Annotated in this window: 16 protein-coding genes and 1 pseudogene; all 17 read right to left on the reverse strand. The window is 46.3% G+C overall.

Annotated features, from left to right (window positions below; all coding sequences use genetic code 11):
- Nucleotides 1-16: 16 nt before the first annotated feature.
- A pseudogene (locus tag H2C83_RS18045) lies at nt 17-460 on the reverse strand (BCCT family transporter); the annotation flags it as partial.
- A gap of 46 nt (nt 461-506) precedes the next feature.
- A complete protein-coding gene (locus tag H2C83_RS18050; protein WP_281364082.1) occupies nt 507-842 on the reverse strand; it encodes a BCCT family transporter in 336 nt (111 codons plus the stop codon).
- A 138-nt stretch (nt 843-980) separates the two neighbouring features.
- On the reverse strand, nt 981-1,259 hold the full coding sequence (locus H2C83_RS03095; protein ID WP_181737656.1) for a hypothetical protein: 279 nt from the start codon (nt 1,257-1,259) through the stop codon (nt 981-983).
- A gap of 185 nt (nt 1,260-1,444) precedes the next feature.
- Nucleotides 1,445-1,780, reverse strand: a complete 336-nt coding sequence (locus H2C83_RS03100) for a hypothetical protein (RefSeq protein ID WP_181737659.1) — start codon at nt 1,778-1,780, stop codon at nt 1,445-1,447.
- 160 nt (nt 1,781-1,940) lie between these two features.
- Complete coding sequence (locus tag H2C83_RS03105) at nt 1,941-3,743, reverse strand: peptidoglycan D,D-transpeptidase FtsI family protein (protein ID WP_181737661.1); 1,803 nt, start codon at nt 3,741-3,743, stop codon at nt 1,941-1,943.
- 422 nt (nt 3,744-4,165) lie between these two features.
- Nucleotides 4,166-4,720 carry a rubrerythrin family protein gene (locus H2C83_RS03110; protein WP_181737663.1) on the reverse strand — a complete coding sequence of 185 codons (555 nt, stop codon included), beginning with the start codon at nt 4,718-4,720 and terminating at the stop codon, nt 4,166-4,168.
- 756 nt (nt 4,721-5,476) lie between these two features.
- Nucleotides 5,477-6,553 carry an endolytic transglycosylase MltG gene (mltG, locus tag H2C83_RS03115; RefSeq protein WP_181737664.1) on the reverse strand — a complete coding sequence of 359 codons (1,077 nt, stop codon included), beginning with the start codon at nt 6,551-6,553 and terminating at the stop codon, nt 5,477-5,479.
- A 102-nt stretch (nt 6,554-6,655) separates the two neighbouring features.
- A complete protein-coding gene (locus tag H2C83_RS03120; RefSeq protein WP_181737666.1) occupies nt 6,656-6,958 on the reverse strand; it encodes a DUF1292 domain-containing protein in 303 nt (100 codons plus the stop codon).
- The gene (locus H2C83_RS03125) at nt 6,945-7,262 is read right to left on the reverse strand and encodes a DUF1292 domain-containing protein (protein WP_181737668.1); all 318 of its coding nucleotides are present in this window, start codon (nt 7,260-7,262) and stop codon (nt 6,945-6,947) included. The genes H2C83_RS03120 and H2C83_RS03125 overlap by 14 nt, the downstream gene beginning before the upstream one ends.
- Complete coding sequence (ruvX, locus tag H2C83_RS03130) at nt 7,259-7,720, reverse strand: Holliday junction resolvase RuvX (RefSeq protein WP_246333705.1); 462 nt, start codon at nt 7,718-7,720, stop codon at nt 7,259-7,261. The genes H2C83_RS03125 and ruvX overlap by 4 nt, the downstream gene beginning before the upstream one ends.
- Before the next feature lie 15 nt (nt 7,721-7,735).
- Complete coding sequence (locus H2C83_RS03135; RefSeq protein ID WP_181737671.1) at nt 7,736-7,984, reverse strand: IreB family regulatory phosphoprotein; 249 nt, start codon at nt 7,982-7,984, stop codon at nt 7,736-7,738.
- Between the two features lie 61 nt (nt 7,985-8,045).
- On the reverse strand, nt 8,046-10,688 hold the full coding sequence (gene alaS, locus H2C83_RS03140) for an alanine--tRNA ligase (protein WP_181737673.1): 2,643 nt from the start codon (nt 10,686-10,688) through the stop codon (nt 8,046-8,048).
- Between the two features lie 344 nt (nt 10,689-11,032).
- The gene (locus H2C83_RS03145; RefSeq protein WP_312853835.1) at nt 11,033-12,106 is read right to left on the reverse strand and encodes an AI-2E family transporter; all 1,074 of its coding nucleotides are present in this window, start codon (nt 12,104-12,106) and stop codon (nt 11,033-11,035) included.
- A gap of 325 nt (nt 12,107-12,431) precedes the next feature.
- Nucleotides 12,432-12,638 carry a hypothetical protein gene (locus H2C83_RS03150; protein WP_181737677.1) on the reverse strand — a complete coding sequence of 69 codons (207 nt, stop codon included), beginning with the start codon at nt 12,636-12,638 and terminating at the stop codon, nt 12,432-12,434.
- 21 nt (nt 12,639-12,659) lie between these two features.
- Nucleotides 12,660-12,860, reverse strand: coding sequence for a YrzR-like zinc ribbon domain (locus tag H2C83_RS03155; RefSeq protein WP_181737679.1), 201 nt, complete (start codon nt 12,858-12,860; stop codon nt 12,660-12,662).
- A 16-nt stretch (nt 12,861-12,876) separates the two neighbouring features.
- Nucleotides 12,877-13,377 carry a PRC-barrel domain-containing protein gene (locus tag H2C83_RS03160; protein WP_181737681.1) on the reverse strand — a complete coding sequence of 167 codons (501 nt, stop codon included), beginning with the start codon at nt 13,375-13,377 and terminating at the stop codon, nt 12,877-12,879.
- A 68-nt stretch (nt 13,378-13,445) separates the two neighbouring features.
- Complete coding sequence (gene recD2 / locus H2C83_RS03165) at nt 13,446-15,701, reverse strand: SF1B family DNA helicase RecD2 (protein ID WP_181737683.1); 2,256 nt, start codon at nt 15,699-15,701, stop codon at nt 13,446-13,448.
- Between the last annotated feature and the right edge of the window lie 2 nt (nt 15,702-15,703).

Below are 15,703 nucleotides of genomic sequence, written 5' to 3' on the forward strand. Positions count from 1 at the left end.
GAATATATGAACCACGCGTGGTCGTAAACAAATTCATGATAAATTTGGTCGGGCCTGTAAACAGGACAAACAGCATCAGCAGAACAGCCAGCAAAATATTTAAATTGCTTAAAAATTTGATCCCTTTGTTCAAACCTGTCGTTGCAGACAGTATAAACAGGAAAGTGACTGCAATAATAATAATCAGTTGAGTCATAAAATTGTTTTCCACTGGTGTAACAAAGGAAAGCCCTCCGCTGATCTGGGGATCGCTCCCATTCCCAGGGAAGTGGCAACGCCGATGACTGTTGCATAGACGGCTATGATATGGCCCTTTCACCTTTTCCTTCAGCAGCGGATAGAATGTGTAACTGATTAAACCGGGAGTACCCTTGCGGAAATTGAAAAAAGCCAGAGCCAACGCCAGCAGGGAATAAATGGCCCACGGATGCAGCCCCCAATGGAAAAAGGAATAACGCATGGCAACATTGGCCACCTCAAGGGAACCAGCTTCTCCGAATATGGGGTTATGGATGGGACAAGGGTTCAGCCGTCCCCCAAAAAACCGGTCCGATTCCCATGCCTGCGCTAAATAACATCGCAAACCACGTAATGTTGCTAAATTCCGGACGGTCGGTATCTTTCCCCAGACGAATTTTCCCATACCAGCTGAAAATCAAATACAGGCACAAAGCAAAAAAACCGGTTGTGCTGAACAGATAAAACCAGCCGAACTTGTCCTGCAGGAAAATTTGAATGGATGTCATAACATTTTCTATGTGATTCGGTGCAACAACTCCCCAAAGGATAAAAAGAAAAGAAATAATAACAGAAATGACAAAAACAGTTGTAAATTTCTTCATGCTTCAATCCTTCCTGCTTATATTATGCGACTGTAAGTTCATATAGTTTCATATTTTTATTTTCTACCCGAATCCAAACTGCCTTAAACCTTTTTTCAAAAAAAGGATCGAGGCATATTGTCCTCAATCCTCTTTCCTTCAGTATTTTCCCAGATCAATCATTTCATTCAGTTCCTCATATTGGCCCCGAAGCAAATGTTTCAGGTCTAAATTCCAATGTTTCGACAAAAAACTCACAGCATCATTCAAATTTTTCAATACTTTTCGTTCACCCTGGTAAATGATCAGCCAACCTTCTTCCAAACCCACAAAAACCCTTTCGACCTCGATCTGTTCGTCCGTGTTTGTCGTCGAAAAATGAATTGGTTCCCCAACCTTCATGTTTCTCAAAATACTTTTAACTTCTCTTTCCTTCATTTTTGATCTCCCTTTAGTATAAACAGCACTTTTTTCAATCGCTGATGAACCGGCCAAGGAATTCCCAGCATTTTCATCCGATTTTTCAATTCATTACTATGATAACATGTGTAATAGCTATCAGATATAACAATACAATATAAAAGCGCCATCTGAATTTGGAAAATCAGTGGCGCTTTTTGCCATTAGCGAGAAAATGGATATTGATTGGGAGCAACGAAAGTATTTGGACCGTGATATTGGTTTGGAGAAGCATACTGGCTATGCGGAGTGGGTGTGGGAAAATGACTGCTGCCGGACGGCATGGGCAAAGCCTTTTCCATGGAATGCTGCTGCCCCCCCTGGACTTCTTCTTCAAGTCCTTCCATCCCGAACTCTTCCAATACACGACGTGCCAATTTCAGCTCATCATTGACCATTTCGTCCTGGTCTTTGGATTTGAGCAAAAGATTTTGATATTGCAAAAGAGCTTCTTCGATTAAATCCAGTTCAGCCTTTGACAAATTCACGGTGATTTTCATGATTTCTACTCCTTTAATTTAAACCTACAATACTACTAATATCATAATCGGACAGGAATAACAAAACAACCGGAAGAAGTTCTGAATGCGGCCATATTTAATCACATCATCAAATCGAACAATCATGCTTCTCCCATGGTTTTTCTGTATTGGTTTTTCTTCATTTTTCCTTTTTTGTCTTCTCCAGTACAGCCAATTCGTTCATCACTTTTTCAAAAATTTTAATCGCCCTCGGGTCGTCCGCATCGGAAACGCGATTGAGTACCACGGCAATGGAGTAACGCGGCTGGTTCACTGGACCAAACCCAATCATCCACTTATTATAACTGTCTCCTTTCTGCCCGATTTGGGCAGTTCCTGTTTTTCCCGCCAGTTTCCATTTGGCCTGCCTGGCTTGAGTTGCCGTACCGCTTTCCACCACCTTCTGCATGAATTTCTTCATCGACCTGATTGTATTTGATCGAAGCGGTTTTGCTCCTTCAATAACTTGTCTTGGAAAACGAAAGACCGTACGGCCCTGCACATCCTGTATCTCTTCTACCAACCGGGGTTCCGGTGTTTTCCCCTGATGGAAAAGCGATGTCACCATATTGGCAGCCTGGACCGGTGTCATACGGACATCCCGCTGTCCAATCCCTGTCTGCACGAGGACACCCCCGTCTTTTTTGTCCGTTTTTTTTGCAAAGATCAGACCGGTCTGTTCCTCTGGCAGTTGCACAAACGATGAGTCATGAAACACTTTTCCGTCCCAGATGACTTTCTGGTTCAACCCGAACCGCCTGGCATATGTTTCCAGTTTTTCCGGCCCCAGTGTTTTGGCCACTGTTCCCATGACAACATTACAGGACTTTGCATAGGCTTCTGCAAATGTAATCTTCCCATGGCCTCCCGGCTTGGCATCGCTCAGGTGGTAATGATCCAGTTTTCCATCACAGTGGAAAACCGTGTCTTCATTGACCAATCCCTGTTCCAGAGCCGCAACGGCAACCACCGTCTTGAAAATCGACCCGGGAGTTGCCTCCATGACTGCCCTGTTTTTCCAGGGATTCAGTTCCCTTTTGGCAGATGTTCCTTTTGGCATGCTTCCCATGGCCAAAATATCCCCTGACCTGATTTCCTGGACAACAACCGCCCCCTCTTCAACTTCTTCTTCCCGCAGAATCTTTTCCACCTTTTGCTGAATCTCTTTGTCCAATGTAGTAACAAGTATTCTGGGCGGATCTTCTTCCGCGCGAACCGTATTTTTTCTTGTCATTTGCACTCCATTCAGCGGCTTGCCGCCTCTGGTGGCGGTATAGATTAGCAACTGCTCTTCCTCACCATGCAAAAAAGGCTCAAATGCCTGTTCCAAACCGGAAATGCCGATTAACGATTCAGAATGCCACTCTTTGTTTTTGATTTTGTCGAAATACCATTTTTTAAGGAGCAACGGGCTGCGGGCCACCTGTCCTATCACCTGTTCAGCCAGCTGGTTCAACGTCATCCGCTGATCCGACTGAACCACCATCACCCCGGGAACGCGCAATGCTTCAATCGTCTTCCGTTCTAACGGGGAAAGCGTGATTTCTTCACCATTTAACCCTGACAAAATGACTGGAGATTTCAGATGAAGCAATTGCTGGCGAAATTCCCAATAAGGAACATTGATAATCTCGGAAATTTTCCTGAACTGGTCAGCACGGAGACGCCATTGCTTTTCGCTTTGCGGAAAAACAAGCAAATGCCAGTCACTTCCGCCAACAAAAGGCTTTCCATTCCGGTCCAGAATGGAACCGCGGCCGCTTTGAATAACGACCTCCTTTTTCTGACTCGTCTGCGCCATGGCGATCAAGTCAACTTGCTCATCCACAATCTGAAAGGAACGCGTGGAGGAAACCTGAATCATGTAAAGCCGTGCCAAAATACCGCCAAACAGCAAAACAATCACGATGTTGACTGCCACACTTCTCCATTTGTACTTCACTTCTCTACACCCCGTTCTTTCATCAGCATCGACAGGATGAAAGCGGGGTATACTTCGATTTTTGAAAGAGTTGTTCAATCTCGAAAAAGGAATACAGCAAGTTCGCTGAATCCCGGGCCAATTATCCATCCCTGGAACCTCTGGATAGAAATTACGGTCGTTCAAGGTCGACAACCGGCTGCATGGCTGTCCGGGATCAGACGGGTCCTTCTTATAAGACAATATGACCGGATTACAGCGTACGCAGATTGCAGAAAAGTTGAAAACTGACGCTCCGGCACATAACTTGTTTGTTTATCCTCGTGCAAGTATACAACTTCGGTAATCCAAAAGGGACTGCCTGTTTTAATGGCAGCCCCTTATTTATTCGGAACATTTTCCGGGAATGATATATTTTTCTGTTGTCCAAACCCTGCTGGAAATTAAAATTCTATATATTTTTCCTGCCTTGCCCCGCAGATTGGGCATCTATCCGGCACTTCCTCAAGAACGGTGTGTCCGCATACAGGACAAATATAGATTTTCCCCACTTCCAAATCTTTTCCCGCTTTGACAGCATCGAGCGCCTTCTGGAAAAGCTTGGCGTGGGTTTTTTCTGCTTCCAGGGCAAAATGGAAAGAACGCTTGGCACCTGTCTCGTTCTGGAGTTCCGCAGCGCTCAGATACACCGGATACATTTGATTGACTTCGTGGAGCTCACCGTTGATGGCACCTTGCAGATTTTCCGCAGTTTTACCGACGCCAAAGACACCGCCAGCCGTGACAGAAGCATCGGAGGTATCTCCGCCAATGACCCGGAAGTGGTTGTTTGCATGCACCTGTTCAGCATAGGCAATAGCACGGAACAATCTCGCTACGTTCGGGAAACCTTCTTTATCGGCGATGTCGCTCCAGATTAAATAACGCATGTGTGCCATACTTTCTCCACCAAATGCGGAATGAAGGAACTCTGAAGTCATTGCGTTTTCAACAGCCATTTCATCATATCCCCTTATTCAGAAATTATTTAAAAGACAAGATCCGATTAAAATCAGCTTTCCAGAGTCCGTAAAGCTTACAATAACGGTGCCGAAAGGAATCCCTGCAAAAATTCGCCTTTGGCTCTTCACCGGGACTCGAACTGAAATTCCACCTGTTTCTTGAAACCGGTGCGATCCATTCAATATAGTGCTCGGATTTAATGTTTGACCGACAAGCCGATTTGATTTCTCCACCTTCCCTGGTAACGACACTTTGGCTCCGTCTGTCGTATTGTCTCTCAGCCTGGCATCTTTCGTCCGTAACAGGTCAGCATTCCATTGCCAATATTCGATTGAGAAACGACATTAACACTTCTGGCAACAATAAAGATTAACAACAGACTTCTCAACATCACCTCTTTTATAATTATAAACAATATCTGTAAAAAAGACTTTTTCTTTAAATAAAGTACTTTTTTAGACAAAATTTTAAATAAAAAACATTACCAGCCAAAGACGTTTCAAAAACAATTAATCGCATACATTTTTGAATACACAGAAATATAAAGTCATTCAATACAGACATAACAGCCCCTTTCATCACTAAAACTCCCTTTCCTTTGACTTGATTAATCTAACTGTTGCGCACCTTTTTCCCGCTTTCAAACCTTGTAATGGAATTCTGCGTAAGCAATTAAATAAAAGGCTCTTACTTTGTGCTATGTCCACAAAATAAGAGCTTTTCATTTCAGTTATGGGATCAACTTAACAAATCTAGCTTTCTTTCTTTCGTCGTTGTTCATTGGCATTGCTCAATTTCACATTTTGATTGTGCTCCGAATAAGTTTCCGCAAAATAGTGAGTTCCGGTTCCGTCCCCTGTGGTTACATAATATTCATACTTGTGATGCTCCGGATTTAAAGCTGCCTTCAATGCCTGCTCCCCGGGATTTGCAATCGGCCCGGGCGGCAAGCCTTTGACAATATATGTATTATATGGATGCTCCTTGTACTTCAGCTGATGAAAGGGAACATTCTTCCATTCATCCTTTAGCTGGGTAATATATAAAAAAGTGGCGTCAATTCTTAATTTTTGATTATCTGTGCTTTTTAATCGGTTATATATCACTCCGGCAATGCGTGGATATTCTTCTTCCACTTTGCTTTCTCTTTCCACCAAAGACGCCACTGTAACAAGTTTATCCAGGGTCATGTCAAATTCCCCCAGTTTCCCGCTTTCAAGCTGTTCCCGGATCTGCATCTTTTCCACGTGTCTGGCAAACTGCCCCAGCATGATGTTAATGATCTCTTCTTCTGAAGCATCTTTGGGAAAATCATATGTACTTGGAAACAAATAACCCTCCAGCTTGTAAGGACGATTTGCGTTTTGGGAGATTTGCAACTCAAAGTTATATTTCGGTTGCTTACTGTTCAATAAAGACAGAAAAGTCTCTTTATCAAACTTTTCTTTAACCTGATCCAGACGATTGGCAATTTTGGTTGCATCCCATCCTTCCGGAATGGTCACCCTGACCACATTCTCTTTTCCTGTGGCAAACTTCTCCAGCATACTGTCAATATCTTCATTTGGTTCAATCAGATAGTTTCCAGCCTGCAGGTTGGTCCTGTCCTTCAGATAAACATAAAAACTGAAGAGATACGACCGGCGAATCAGCTTTTTTTCTTCCAGGATCTTCCCAACTTGTTCCAATGAAGTATTACTGGGAATCTCTATCGCTACCGGCTCGGTTCTTTTAGGCGAGTCCAGGGTAAAATTCATGAAAAGATAGCCTAAAATCCCCCATCCGATCAGCAGCGCGATGGTAAAGAAGATGCGCCAATACCAATTCATTAGACGTGGACTCCTTTTTCGCTTAAATCTCTTATCTATTTTAAGAAACCCTACTTTATGTTAGCACAGTTTGGCAAAAAGAAAACGGGGTTCCCCCCGTTTTTACTGAAAGTCATGAAAATATAACATTTCGTCAACCGCTTCCGCTATATTTTCCCATTCCAGCTCATCCTCGATCTCTTCGATCCGACCCTGATTGACATGAAACAAATGAACATCATCCGGATGATCGCCATCTTTTTGCAGAAGGGCATAGTGTCGTCCATTTACCTCCACCTCGTTGACAACACGATATGGCGTACCCGCATCTTCTCCGGCAACATTCATTACAGCCTGATCAGGAAACTGCTGACGCAGGATGTTCACTTCCCTTGCACCAGTAAAAAACTGATCATTGCTGTTCATCAGGTGTGTCCCCTTCTTCCATTTCACTGACCAAAGTGTTGAATACTTCTTCCACCATATCCCATTCTGCCTGGTTTTCTTCCTCGATCATTTCCAGAGTCAGGTTCCCGTCTTCTTCTTCCCTGTAGCGAAAAGCCAGCACTTCCTGATAATGTTCCTCATTGTCCCCCTCATCGGCCGGTGTTACAAAAATATAACTTTTTCCGGTTTCATCATGATCAAACAGATACAGGATTTCAAATTTCTCCTCTTTCCCGTCCTCAGTGGGAATCATCAAGTATTCCGGTTCATGCGTATGTGTCATTTTGATTGCCTCCTCATACCATCTAAGAATCCTTGCAATATCCATATCGCAGCCATTTGGTCGATAACTTTTTTTCGCTTGCGGCGGGAAAGATCTGCATCAATCAGGGTCCGTTCTGCTGCGACGGTTGACAAGCGTTCATCCCAAAGATGCACTGGGCAGTCATAACGCTTTTTTAACTGATCGGCCAGTTCCCTGCACAATTTGCCACGCGGTCCGATGGTTCCATTCATATTGCGCGGCAAGCCGACAACCATCTCCTTTATCTGATAGTGTTCCACAATCTCGTCCAATTCTTGTAACCAATTCCTGTTCTCGCGATCAATTACTGTTACTCCCTGAGCCGTCCATCCAAAGGAATCACTGACAGCCACACCTATCCTCCGGTCCCCGATGTCCAAACCGAGGATCCGGGATCGGCCATCAATATGCATTGAGGCAAAATCATCCGAATCCATTTCGTTGAACCCTTTCTATTTTTTCGATTCCAGATAATATTTGACCAGTTCTTCGATCAATTCATCACGTTCCAGTTTGCGAATCAGGGTTCGCGCGTTCTTGTGGCGAGGAATATAAGCTGGATCTCCTGAAATAAGATAACCCACAATCTGGTTAATCGGATTATAGCCTTTTTCTTTCAAGGCTTCATAAACATGGAACAAAATTTCCTTCGGGTCGTTATCATTTCCACCATGAAAATTGAATTTCATCGTTTCATCCATGGATGATACACCTCTCTTTTTGGAAGATCCGCTTTCTTAATTCTTCGTCCTTCACCTGATATTATCCTTTGTTTTTCAAGCTGATTTGCTGTCTGATCCACTCGCTGACTCCGGCCAAAGCGGCTGGCAATCGCTCCGGCTTTTTCCCGCCTGCCTGAGCCATTTCCGGACGGCCGCCACCACCACCACCGCATTTCCCAGCAACTTCTTTCACCAGTTTTCCGGCGTGAAGTCCTTCTTTTACATATTTGGGCGAGACGGATGCTACAATGGAAACTTTCCCATGGGAAGAGGCCCCCAGCACAATCACGCCTTCACCAATCAGCTGACGCAAATCGTCCATCATGGAACGCAGTTGATCCATTCCACCCGCTTCCACTTGGGCGGCCAGAACCGGGATGCCTGCTGTTTCCTGAACCTGATCTGCCAATTTCGAAGCCATTGACCGGTTTATCCTGGCCGTGAGGGATTCGTTTTCCCTTTCCAGCTCTTTCAACCGGTTTTGCAATTGCCGGGTTCGCTCAGGAACATCCTGCAATTTTGCTTTCAAATGTCTGGAAGTCTCGGCCAGCCACCCGAGCTGTTCTTCGATAAACCGATAGCAATGCCGGCCGGTTACCGCTTCAATGCGCCGGATTCCAGACCCGATCCCGCTTTCGCTCACAATTTTGAACAGACCAATTTCTCCGGTATTTTGGACATGGGTCCCACCGCAAAGTTCAAGGCTGTAGTTTCCAATTTGCACTACCCGAACCATATCGCCATATTTTTCGCCAAACAGGGCCATGGCGCCCATCGCTTTGGCTTCATCCAAGGGCTTGATCATGGTTTCCACCTTAGTATTCTCCCAAATCTGCTCATTTACACATCGTTCCACTTCTTTGATTTCTTCGGGAGTCATGGCTGAGATATGGGTGAAGTCAAACCGCAACCGGTTCGGAGCAACAAGGGAGCCTGCCTGGTTTACATGCTCTCCCAGCACGTTTTTCAAGGCTTGATGTACCAGATGGGTGGCGGTATGGTTTCTGATTGTGTCCTGACGCCAGGATCGGTCAATGGACGCTTTCACTTTTTCTCCCACGCGGACGGCTCCGCTTTCCACCTCTACAGAATGGATATGCTCGCCGCGCGGCCCTTTCTGGACATCAACCACTCTCAATTGGCATTTTACAGACCGTATGCTTCCCTGGTCGGCTACCTGACCGCCACTTTCGGCATAAAAAGGCGTTTCAGCCAGAATTACCAGGCCCGTCTGTCCATTCACCAATTCCTCCACTTGCCGGTCTTCATGAATCAGTGCGGCAACCGTTGTCTCACATTCCATTTGCCCGTAACCCACAAATTCGGATTTTACCTGTAATTCGGAAAGGGCTCCACCTTGTACCTGCATGCTGTCCACGTCCTGCCGTGCCATGCGCGCCCGCTCCCGCTGCCTTTCCATTTCCTCGTCAAAGCCTTTGTGATCAACAGAAAATCCCTGTTCACGGGCAATCTCTTCGGTCAAATCAACCGGGAATCCATACGTATCGTACAGTTTAAATGCTTCCTGCCCACTGATTTCCTGTTTTCCCCTGGCTTTCAATTCTGCGATGACCCTTTCAAGAATATGCAATCCTTCCGTCAATGTTTCCAGGAATTTTTCTTCTTCGTTTTTGATGACACGCTCAATAAACGCCTGTTTTTTCACCGGTTCGGGATAATAATCTTTCATAATCTCCGTCACAATCGAAGTCAGTTTGTACAGGAACGGGCGCTCGATTCCCAACTTGCGTCCATAGCGAACCGCACGGCGCAACAAACGGCGAATGACATAACCGCGCCCTTCATTCGACGGAAGCGCTCCGTCGCTTACGGCAAAAACGATGGTCCGCGCATGGTCAGCGATCACTTTCAAGGCAATGTCCGTTTGTTTATCTTTTCCATAAACGACACCTGCCTTGTCACAGGTTGCCTGAATAATGGGCTGGAACAGATCCGTATCATAGTTGGTCGAGACATCCTGCATCACCGATGCCATCCGCTCCAGACCCATCCCCGTATCAATGTTTTTCTTGGGCAACGGGGTATAGGTACCGTCCGGATTGTGGTTAAACTGCGAAAATACCAGATTCCAGATTTCCAGATACCGTTCATTCTCACCGCCTGGATAACATTCGGGATCATCCGGGTCACATAAGGATTCTCCGCGATCATAAAAAATTTCCGTATTGGGTCCGCTCGGCCCTTCCCCAATATCCCAAAAGTTTTCTTTCAGGCGAATGATCCGTTCATCCGGCAATCCGATTTTTTCTTTCCAGATCCGGTAAGCTTCATCATCTTCCGAGTGGATGGTGACAGAAAGTCTATCCGGATTTAACCCCATCCATTTGGAATCAGTCAAAAATTCCCATGCCCAGGTAATGGCTTCTTCCTTGAAGTAATCTCCTACCGAAAAATTGCCCAGCATCTCGAAAAACGTATGATGGCGCGCCGTATAGCCAACGTTTTCAATGTCATTGGTCCGAATCGATTTTTGCGAATTGACAATCCGGGGATTGTCCGGTTTTACCCTGCCGTCAAAGTATTTTTTCAATGTGGCAACTCCGCTGTTAATCCACAACAGGGTCGGATCATCAACAGGAATGAGCGACGCACTCGGTTCCATCTTGTGTCCTTTTCCAGCGAAGAAATCAAGAAATTTGCGGCGAATTTCACTTGCTTTCATTATATTTACCTCCTTGTCTGCACGAAAAAACCTTCCCGTCCGCAAAAGGGACGAGAAGGTTTTTCTCGCGGTACCACCCTAGTTACCGCGTTATATCATCCCGACAGCCCTTGGTCAGCTTAGGGCAATGAACACGGTCACTTCATTGAAGATAACGGCGATTCAGCCGCCGGCAGGAATTAGCTGCATTCCGGAACTGGCCGTGGATCCATCATTTCCGGGAAAGCCTTTCAGCCTGCAGAGCTTTCCTCTCTGGCGGCGATTAAACCCACTCGGTTCCATCATCATGTTCACTTATCACATTTTATGGCTGGTTTTTATTATACAATCTGATCCGTTTCGTTTCAAACCTTTCGTTCAATAAAATGTTGCAGAACATGTTCGGCAATCACTTTTCCCATCGCAAAGATGGGAACGGCCAGCAGCAAGCCCAAAACCCCCCCGATTTCACCGCCGACCAGCAAGGCAAAAATAATTAATAACGGGTGCATATGCAAACTCCGTCCCACAATTTGCGGAGAAATGACATTTCCCTCCAGAAACTGGACGGTGAGATTGACAATCAACACGCCAATCACCGTTTTCCCGGATACGGTAAAAGCTACAAAGAGGGCCGGGACCACTCCAAAAATGGGGCCCAGATAGGGGATCACATTAAAGACGGCCACCACAGCGGCCAGCAGCATCGCATATGGCAAGCCGACAATCAGATAGCCGATATAAGCAAACACCCCCACTACCACGCAAACAAGAAACTGGCCCCGGATATAGTTGCCAAGCGCTTCATCCACATCCCGCAATACCCGGATCACCGATTTGCGCTGGTTTTTGGGTAGCAGGGTCAACATCGTACGTTCAATCGATTGCATATCCTTTAACATGTAAAAAGAAAGAAAAGGGATGATCAGTGCCAAAAAAAACTGGTTAATGGTACTGCCAATTCCGCTCATCATGTTTTCAACATAATCGGTCATTTTTTGCTCCAGGCGCATCATGGACTGTTCAATGCCCGCTTTCACACTGAGCGGAAGGATTTCCCTGCTGTGGTCATTATATTCCCTGATCATGTCCTGGATCCGGTCATTCCACTGGGGCAGGTGTTCGGCCAACTCCTTGAATTGTTGTTCCAGCAGGGGAATGGTATTAATAGTCACAATAACCAGCGAGGTGATAAACAAACTGTAAATAGACAAAACCGCCAGGGTCCGCGGGAGAAAACGCTGGCTCAACATATTGACCACCGGGTTTAACAGGTAAGAAATAATCATGGCAATGAAAAAAGGTCCCAGTACTGCTTTCAAAAACAGAAATATACCGGCAATCCACGGACTGAGTTGCATGATGATATAAACGATGCCGAGCAGAACGAGGACAAATATGGATCTGTACAAATATCGCGGTGCTTTCCAGTGTTCCACTTGCGGCACCTCCCCCATACAGCTTTTATTTATAAGATACGGAAACATGTCTCATTTTATGAAAAACAGATCCCTGGCCTTTTACCGGTGGATCAAACTTGCCGGTAAAGGTGAACAAGCGTGAGAAGTAATATCAAAACCGTTGCAAAGAGAGGCGTTTGATGGAAGGGAAGAAGTGGGGGAACGGTTTGAGCGTTGTCAAGTTTTTGGGCCCGCCTGAGGTTCGGATGCCGGAGTGCCACCGCCGCTTCGCAAGGTCCTTTATTTTTTTATTCAAACTGAAAATCCCCCGGCTTGTTTACCGGGGGGATTTTCTGCGCGGGGTTTATTTGATTACCTGGAGGCGGCGCATAAACCTTTTTGTCATTCCTTCCATCATGATCCGGCTCAGCCACCTGTTTTTTCGGGCCATACGAACCATCGACTGAATAAATCTCTGAAACCTGTTTCTTTGACGCATTTGCATGATCTGTCTCAAGCCAAACAGCAGCACTCCACCTGCTATCAGGGTATAAGCTGCTTGTCGTATCATGGAGCTCCCTCCTTTGGTGGGTTAATCCAGATAAGAAAGGCGAGAGCTTTCCTCCAAAAACAGGTCATTCAACGAAGTCAGGCTTCCGTCTTCCTCCACTTGATAGACTGAGGCAATCCGGTCCTCTTCGGTGGTTATCTCAATAAAACAGTGCCAGCAATAATGATGGTTGGCCCCAATTTTTCCCAGGTCGTGCGAATTGCAGTTGGGACAACGAAACATGTCTATTCCCTTCCTTTTAAATCTTTGCGTCTTTCACTTCGATCTGGTCAGGCGAGGCGATTAACACATCTTCTCCCCATACCAGCGGCTTGGTGGCTTTCAGCCACTTTCGTCCTTCCCGGATGTCATTGATGATTCCGCCGGAAAGTTCATACCCTATCAGGGTTCCCACTTCTTCGAGGAAATAGACATTTTCCACAAAACCCATTTCATATCCGCTGTTTGTTAAAATGGTACGTCCCTTCAGTTTTTTCTGTCCGGTATACAGTCCCATCCAGTTCTCATTTTGCGGATTTGGGGAAGGCTGCTCATTGTCCACAACTACTGCATCTCTCCCAATCGAAACGACATCACTGATTGGGATGAATCTCTGTCTTTTAAACAGACTGCCTTCTTCCAGGACGATGCCTCTTAACTTCTGCCGTTCGTCAAACAGGAGATCACTGACGGTGCCCAACTTCCTGCCTGTTTGCAAATGAATGATGGAAAGCCCGATCACTTCCTGGGATTTGCGCAAGGAAATCAGCCTCCTCCCCGCTATCCCTTAGTATGGGTCAAACACGGACTGAAATTGTTGGGTACTTGTTACCAATCCTCTTCAATCAAAGCCTGGAGGCGGCTGTTCCGTTCTTCCCCGCGCTGTTTTTTCAACCCTTCGACCAGGGCTTCCCGTTCTCCGCACAGGATCAGATAGGATTTGCTGCGCGTGATGCCCGTGTAGAGCAAATTCCGTTCAAGCATGCGGCGAAAGGCATACAAAATGGGAAATATGACGATCGCAAATTCTGAACCCTGGGCTTTATGAACCGAACAGGCGTAAGCCAGTGAAATTTGCCCCAGTTGTGTCTTTTTGTAAGGTACTTCCAGCCTGTCATACTGTACCCACAGGACAGGCTGGTCCCCGGTAGCTGTCTCGTCAATGGAAATGATGATTCCCATGTCTCCATTGTAAACCGGATGTTCGGGGTGATTGACCAGTTGCAAAACCTTGTCCCCGTGCCGGAATACAGTTTCCCCCCAGGAAACCTCTTTTTTCTGTTCATGCGGAGGATTCAGAACGGCCTGAATCTCTTCGTTGATTTTATTGACTCCGACCGGTCCTTTGTAAATGGGAGCCAGCACCTGGACATCAAACAGGGTGTAACCTTTTTTAATGGCGTTCACCACCGTCTGCACGATCACTGATAATGCCTGTTCTTTCCTGCACTGGAAAAAGCGCCGGTCCGGTTTCGGTTTCAGCAGGTCATCAGGGACAACGCCACGTTTCATCGCATGAGCCAGCTCAATGATCGAGGAACCTTCTGCCTGGCGAAAGATTTCGGTCAGTTCCACGCGGGGAATATCCTTTACCTGAAGCAGATGGTATAACACCTGTCCCGGCCCCACGGAAGGAAGCTGATCCTGGTCTCCTACCAAAATAACCTGCATTCCCTCGGGAATCGCGCGAAAAAGCGAATTGGCCAGCCAGATATCCAGCATTGAAACCTCATCGACGATCAACAAACTTCCCTCAATGGGATAATCGGCATTATGTTCGAAAAATTCCCCTTTCCAGCCCAGCAGGCGGTGAATGGTCATTGCCGGAAGCCCGGTGGTTTCCGACATCCGCTTGGCCGCCCGGCCGGTAGGGGCAACGAGGCGGATGGGAAACGGCTGCTCTTTTCCTTTGTAATCATCCGGATCAATTGAAACTTCGTGAAGTCGCGAAAACAACTGGCAAATTCCTTTAATCACCGTTGTTTTCCCTGTCCCCGGGCCGCCTGTCAAAATCATAAACGGAGTCGACATGGCTGTCAGCAGGGCGTCCCTTTGCTTGTCTGCATAATTGACAGACAATTCTTCTTCTATTTCCCCGATTTTTCCATAGATATCCGCCGCTGAATAATCCGGCTCAAAGGATTGTTCGAGAAACTGCTTGACACGCATGGCCAACCCATACTCGGCATAATAAAGGGATGGAAGGTAATAACGGTCTTCCTCGCAGATGATCCGGTCATCATCCAGCAGCCCCTGAATATAAACCCGGCGTTTTGATTCAGGAAACCATTCTTCCGCTTCTTCTCCCAAAAGGCTGTTCACTACGGTATTCAACTGGTCCCATGTCACATAAACATGCCCCTTCGTCATGGATGCTTCTTTCAAAGCATACAGGACAGCAGCCTGAAAACGCTCAGGTGCATTCTCCGCCAATCCCTGAACTTTTGCAATCTCGTCCGCCCGCCGAAAACCAATCCCTTCAATCTCCTCGATCATCCGATAGGGATTTTCCTTGACCAGCGGAATCGTCTCATGCTTGTATGTCTGCACAATTTTTAACGCCAGGGATGGTCCGATTCCAAACCGGTACAAATAAACCATTGCCTGTTCCAAAGCCTGATGCTCCCGAAGCTGATCGGCGATCGCCAGCGCCTTTGCCGGGGAGATTCCCTTGATTTCCGTCAACAATTCATGCTGGCCGGCGATTTTGTCCAGAGCATTTTCTCCCAGAAAATCGACAATCTTTTCGGCTGTCTTTTTGCCCACACCGGTAAATAACCCGCTCGACAAGTAGCGGATCACCGCTTCCCTGGAACGCGGTATTTCTTTCTCAACGCGCCAGGCATGCCATTGGCGGCCAAACTTGGGATGATTTCTCCATTCTCCATAGCAGACATACACTTCATCCTGATAGGGCCTTAACATGTTGCCCACTACGGTCACTTCCTCCTCATTGATCTCTTCAGAGGATTCGATCACTTCCAGCAAAAAAACCCCATATCCGTTTTCTTCGTTATAATAGATTTCCTGGCGAAAAGTTCCTTTTATGTAACTTTCCTCAAATAATTGTAACTGTGTATTCATCA

The organism is Thermoactinomyces mirandus (assembly GCF_013868055.1).
GTDB lineage: Bacteria > Bacillota > Bacilli > Thermoactinomycetales > Thermoactinomycetaceae > Thermoactinomyces > Thermoactinomyces mirandus.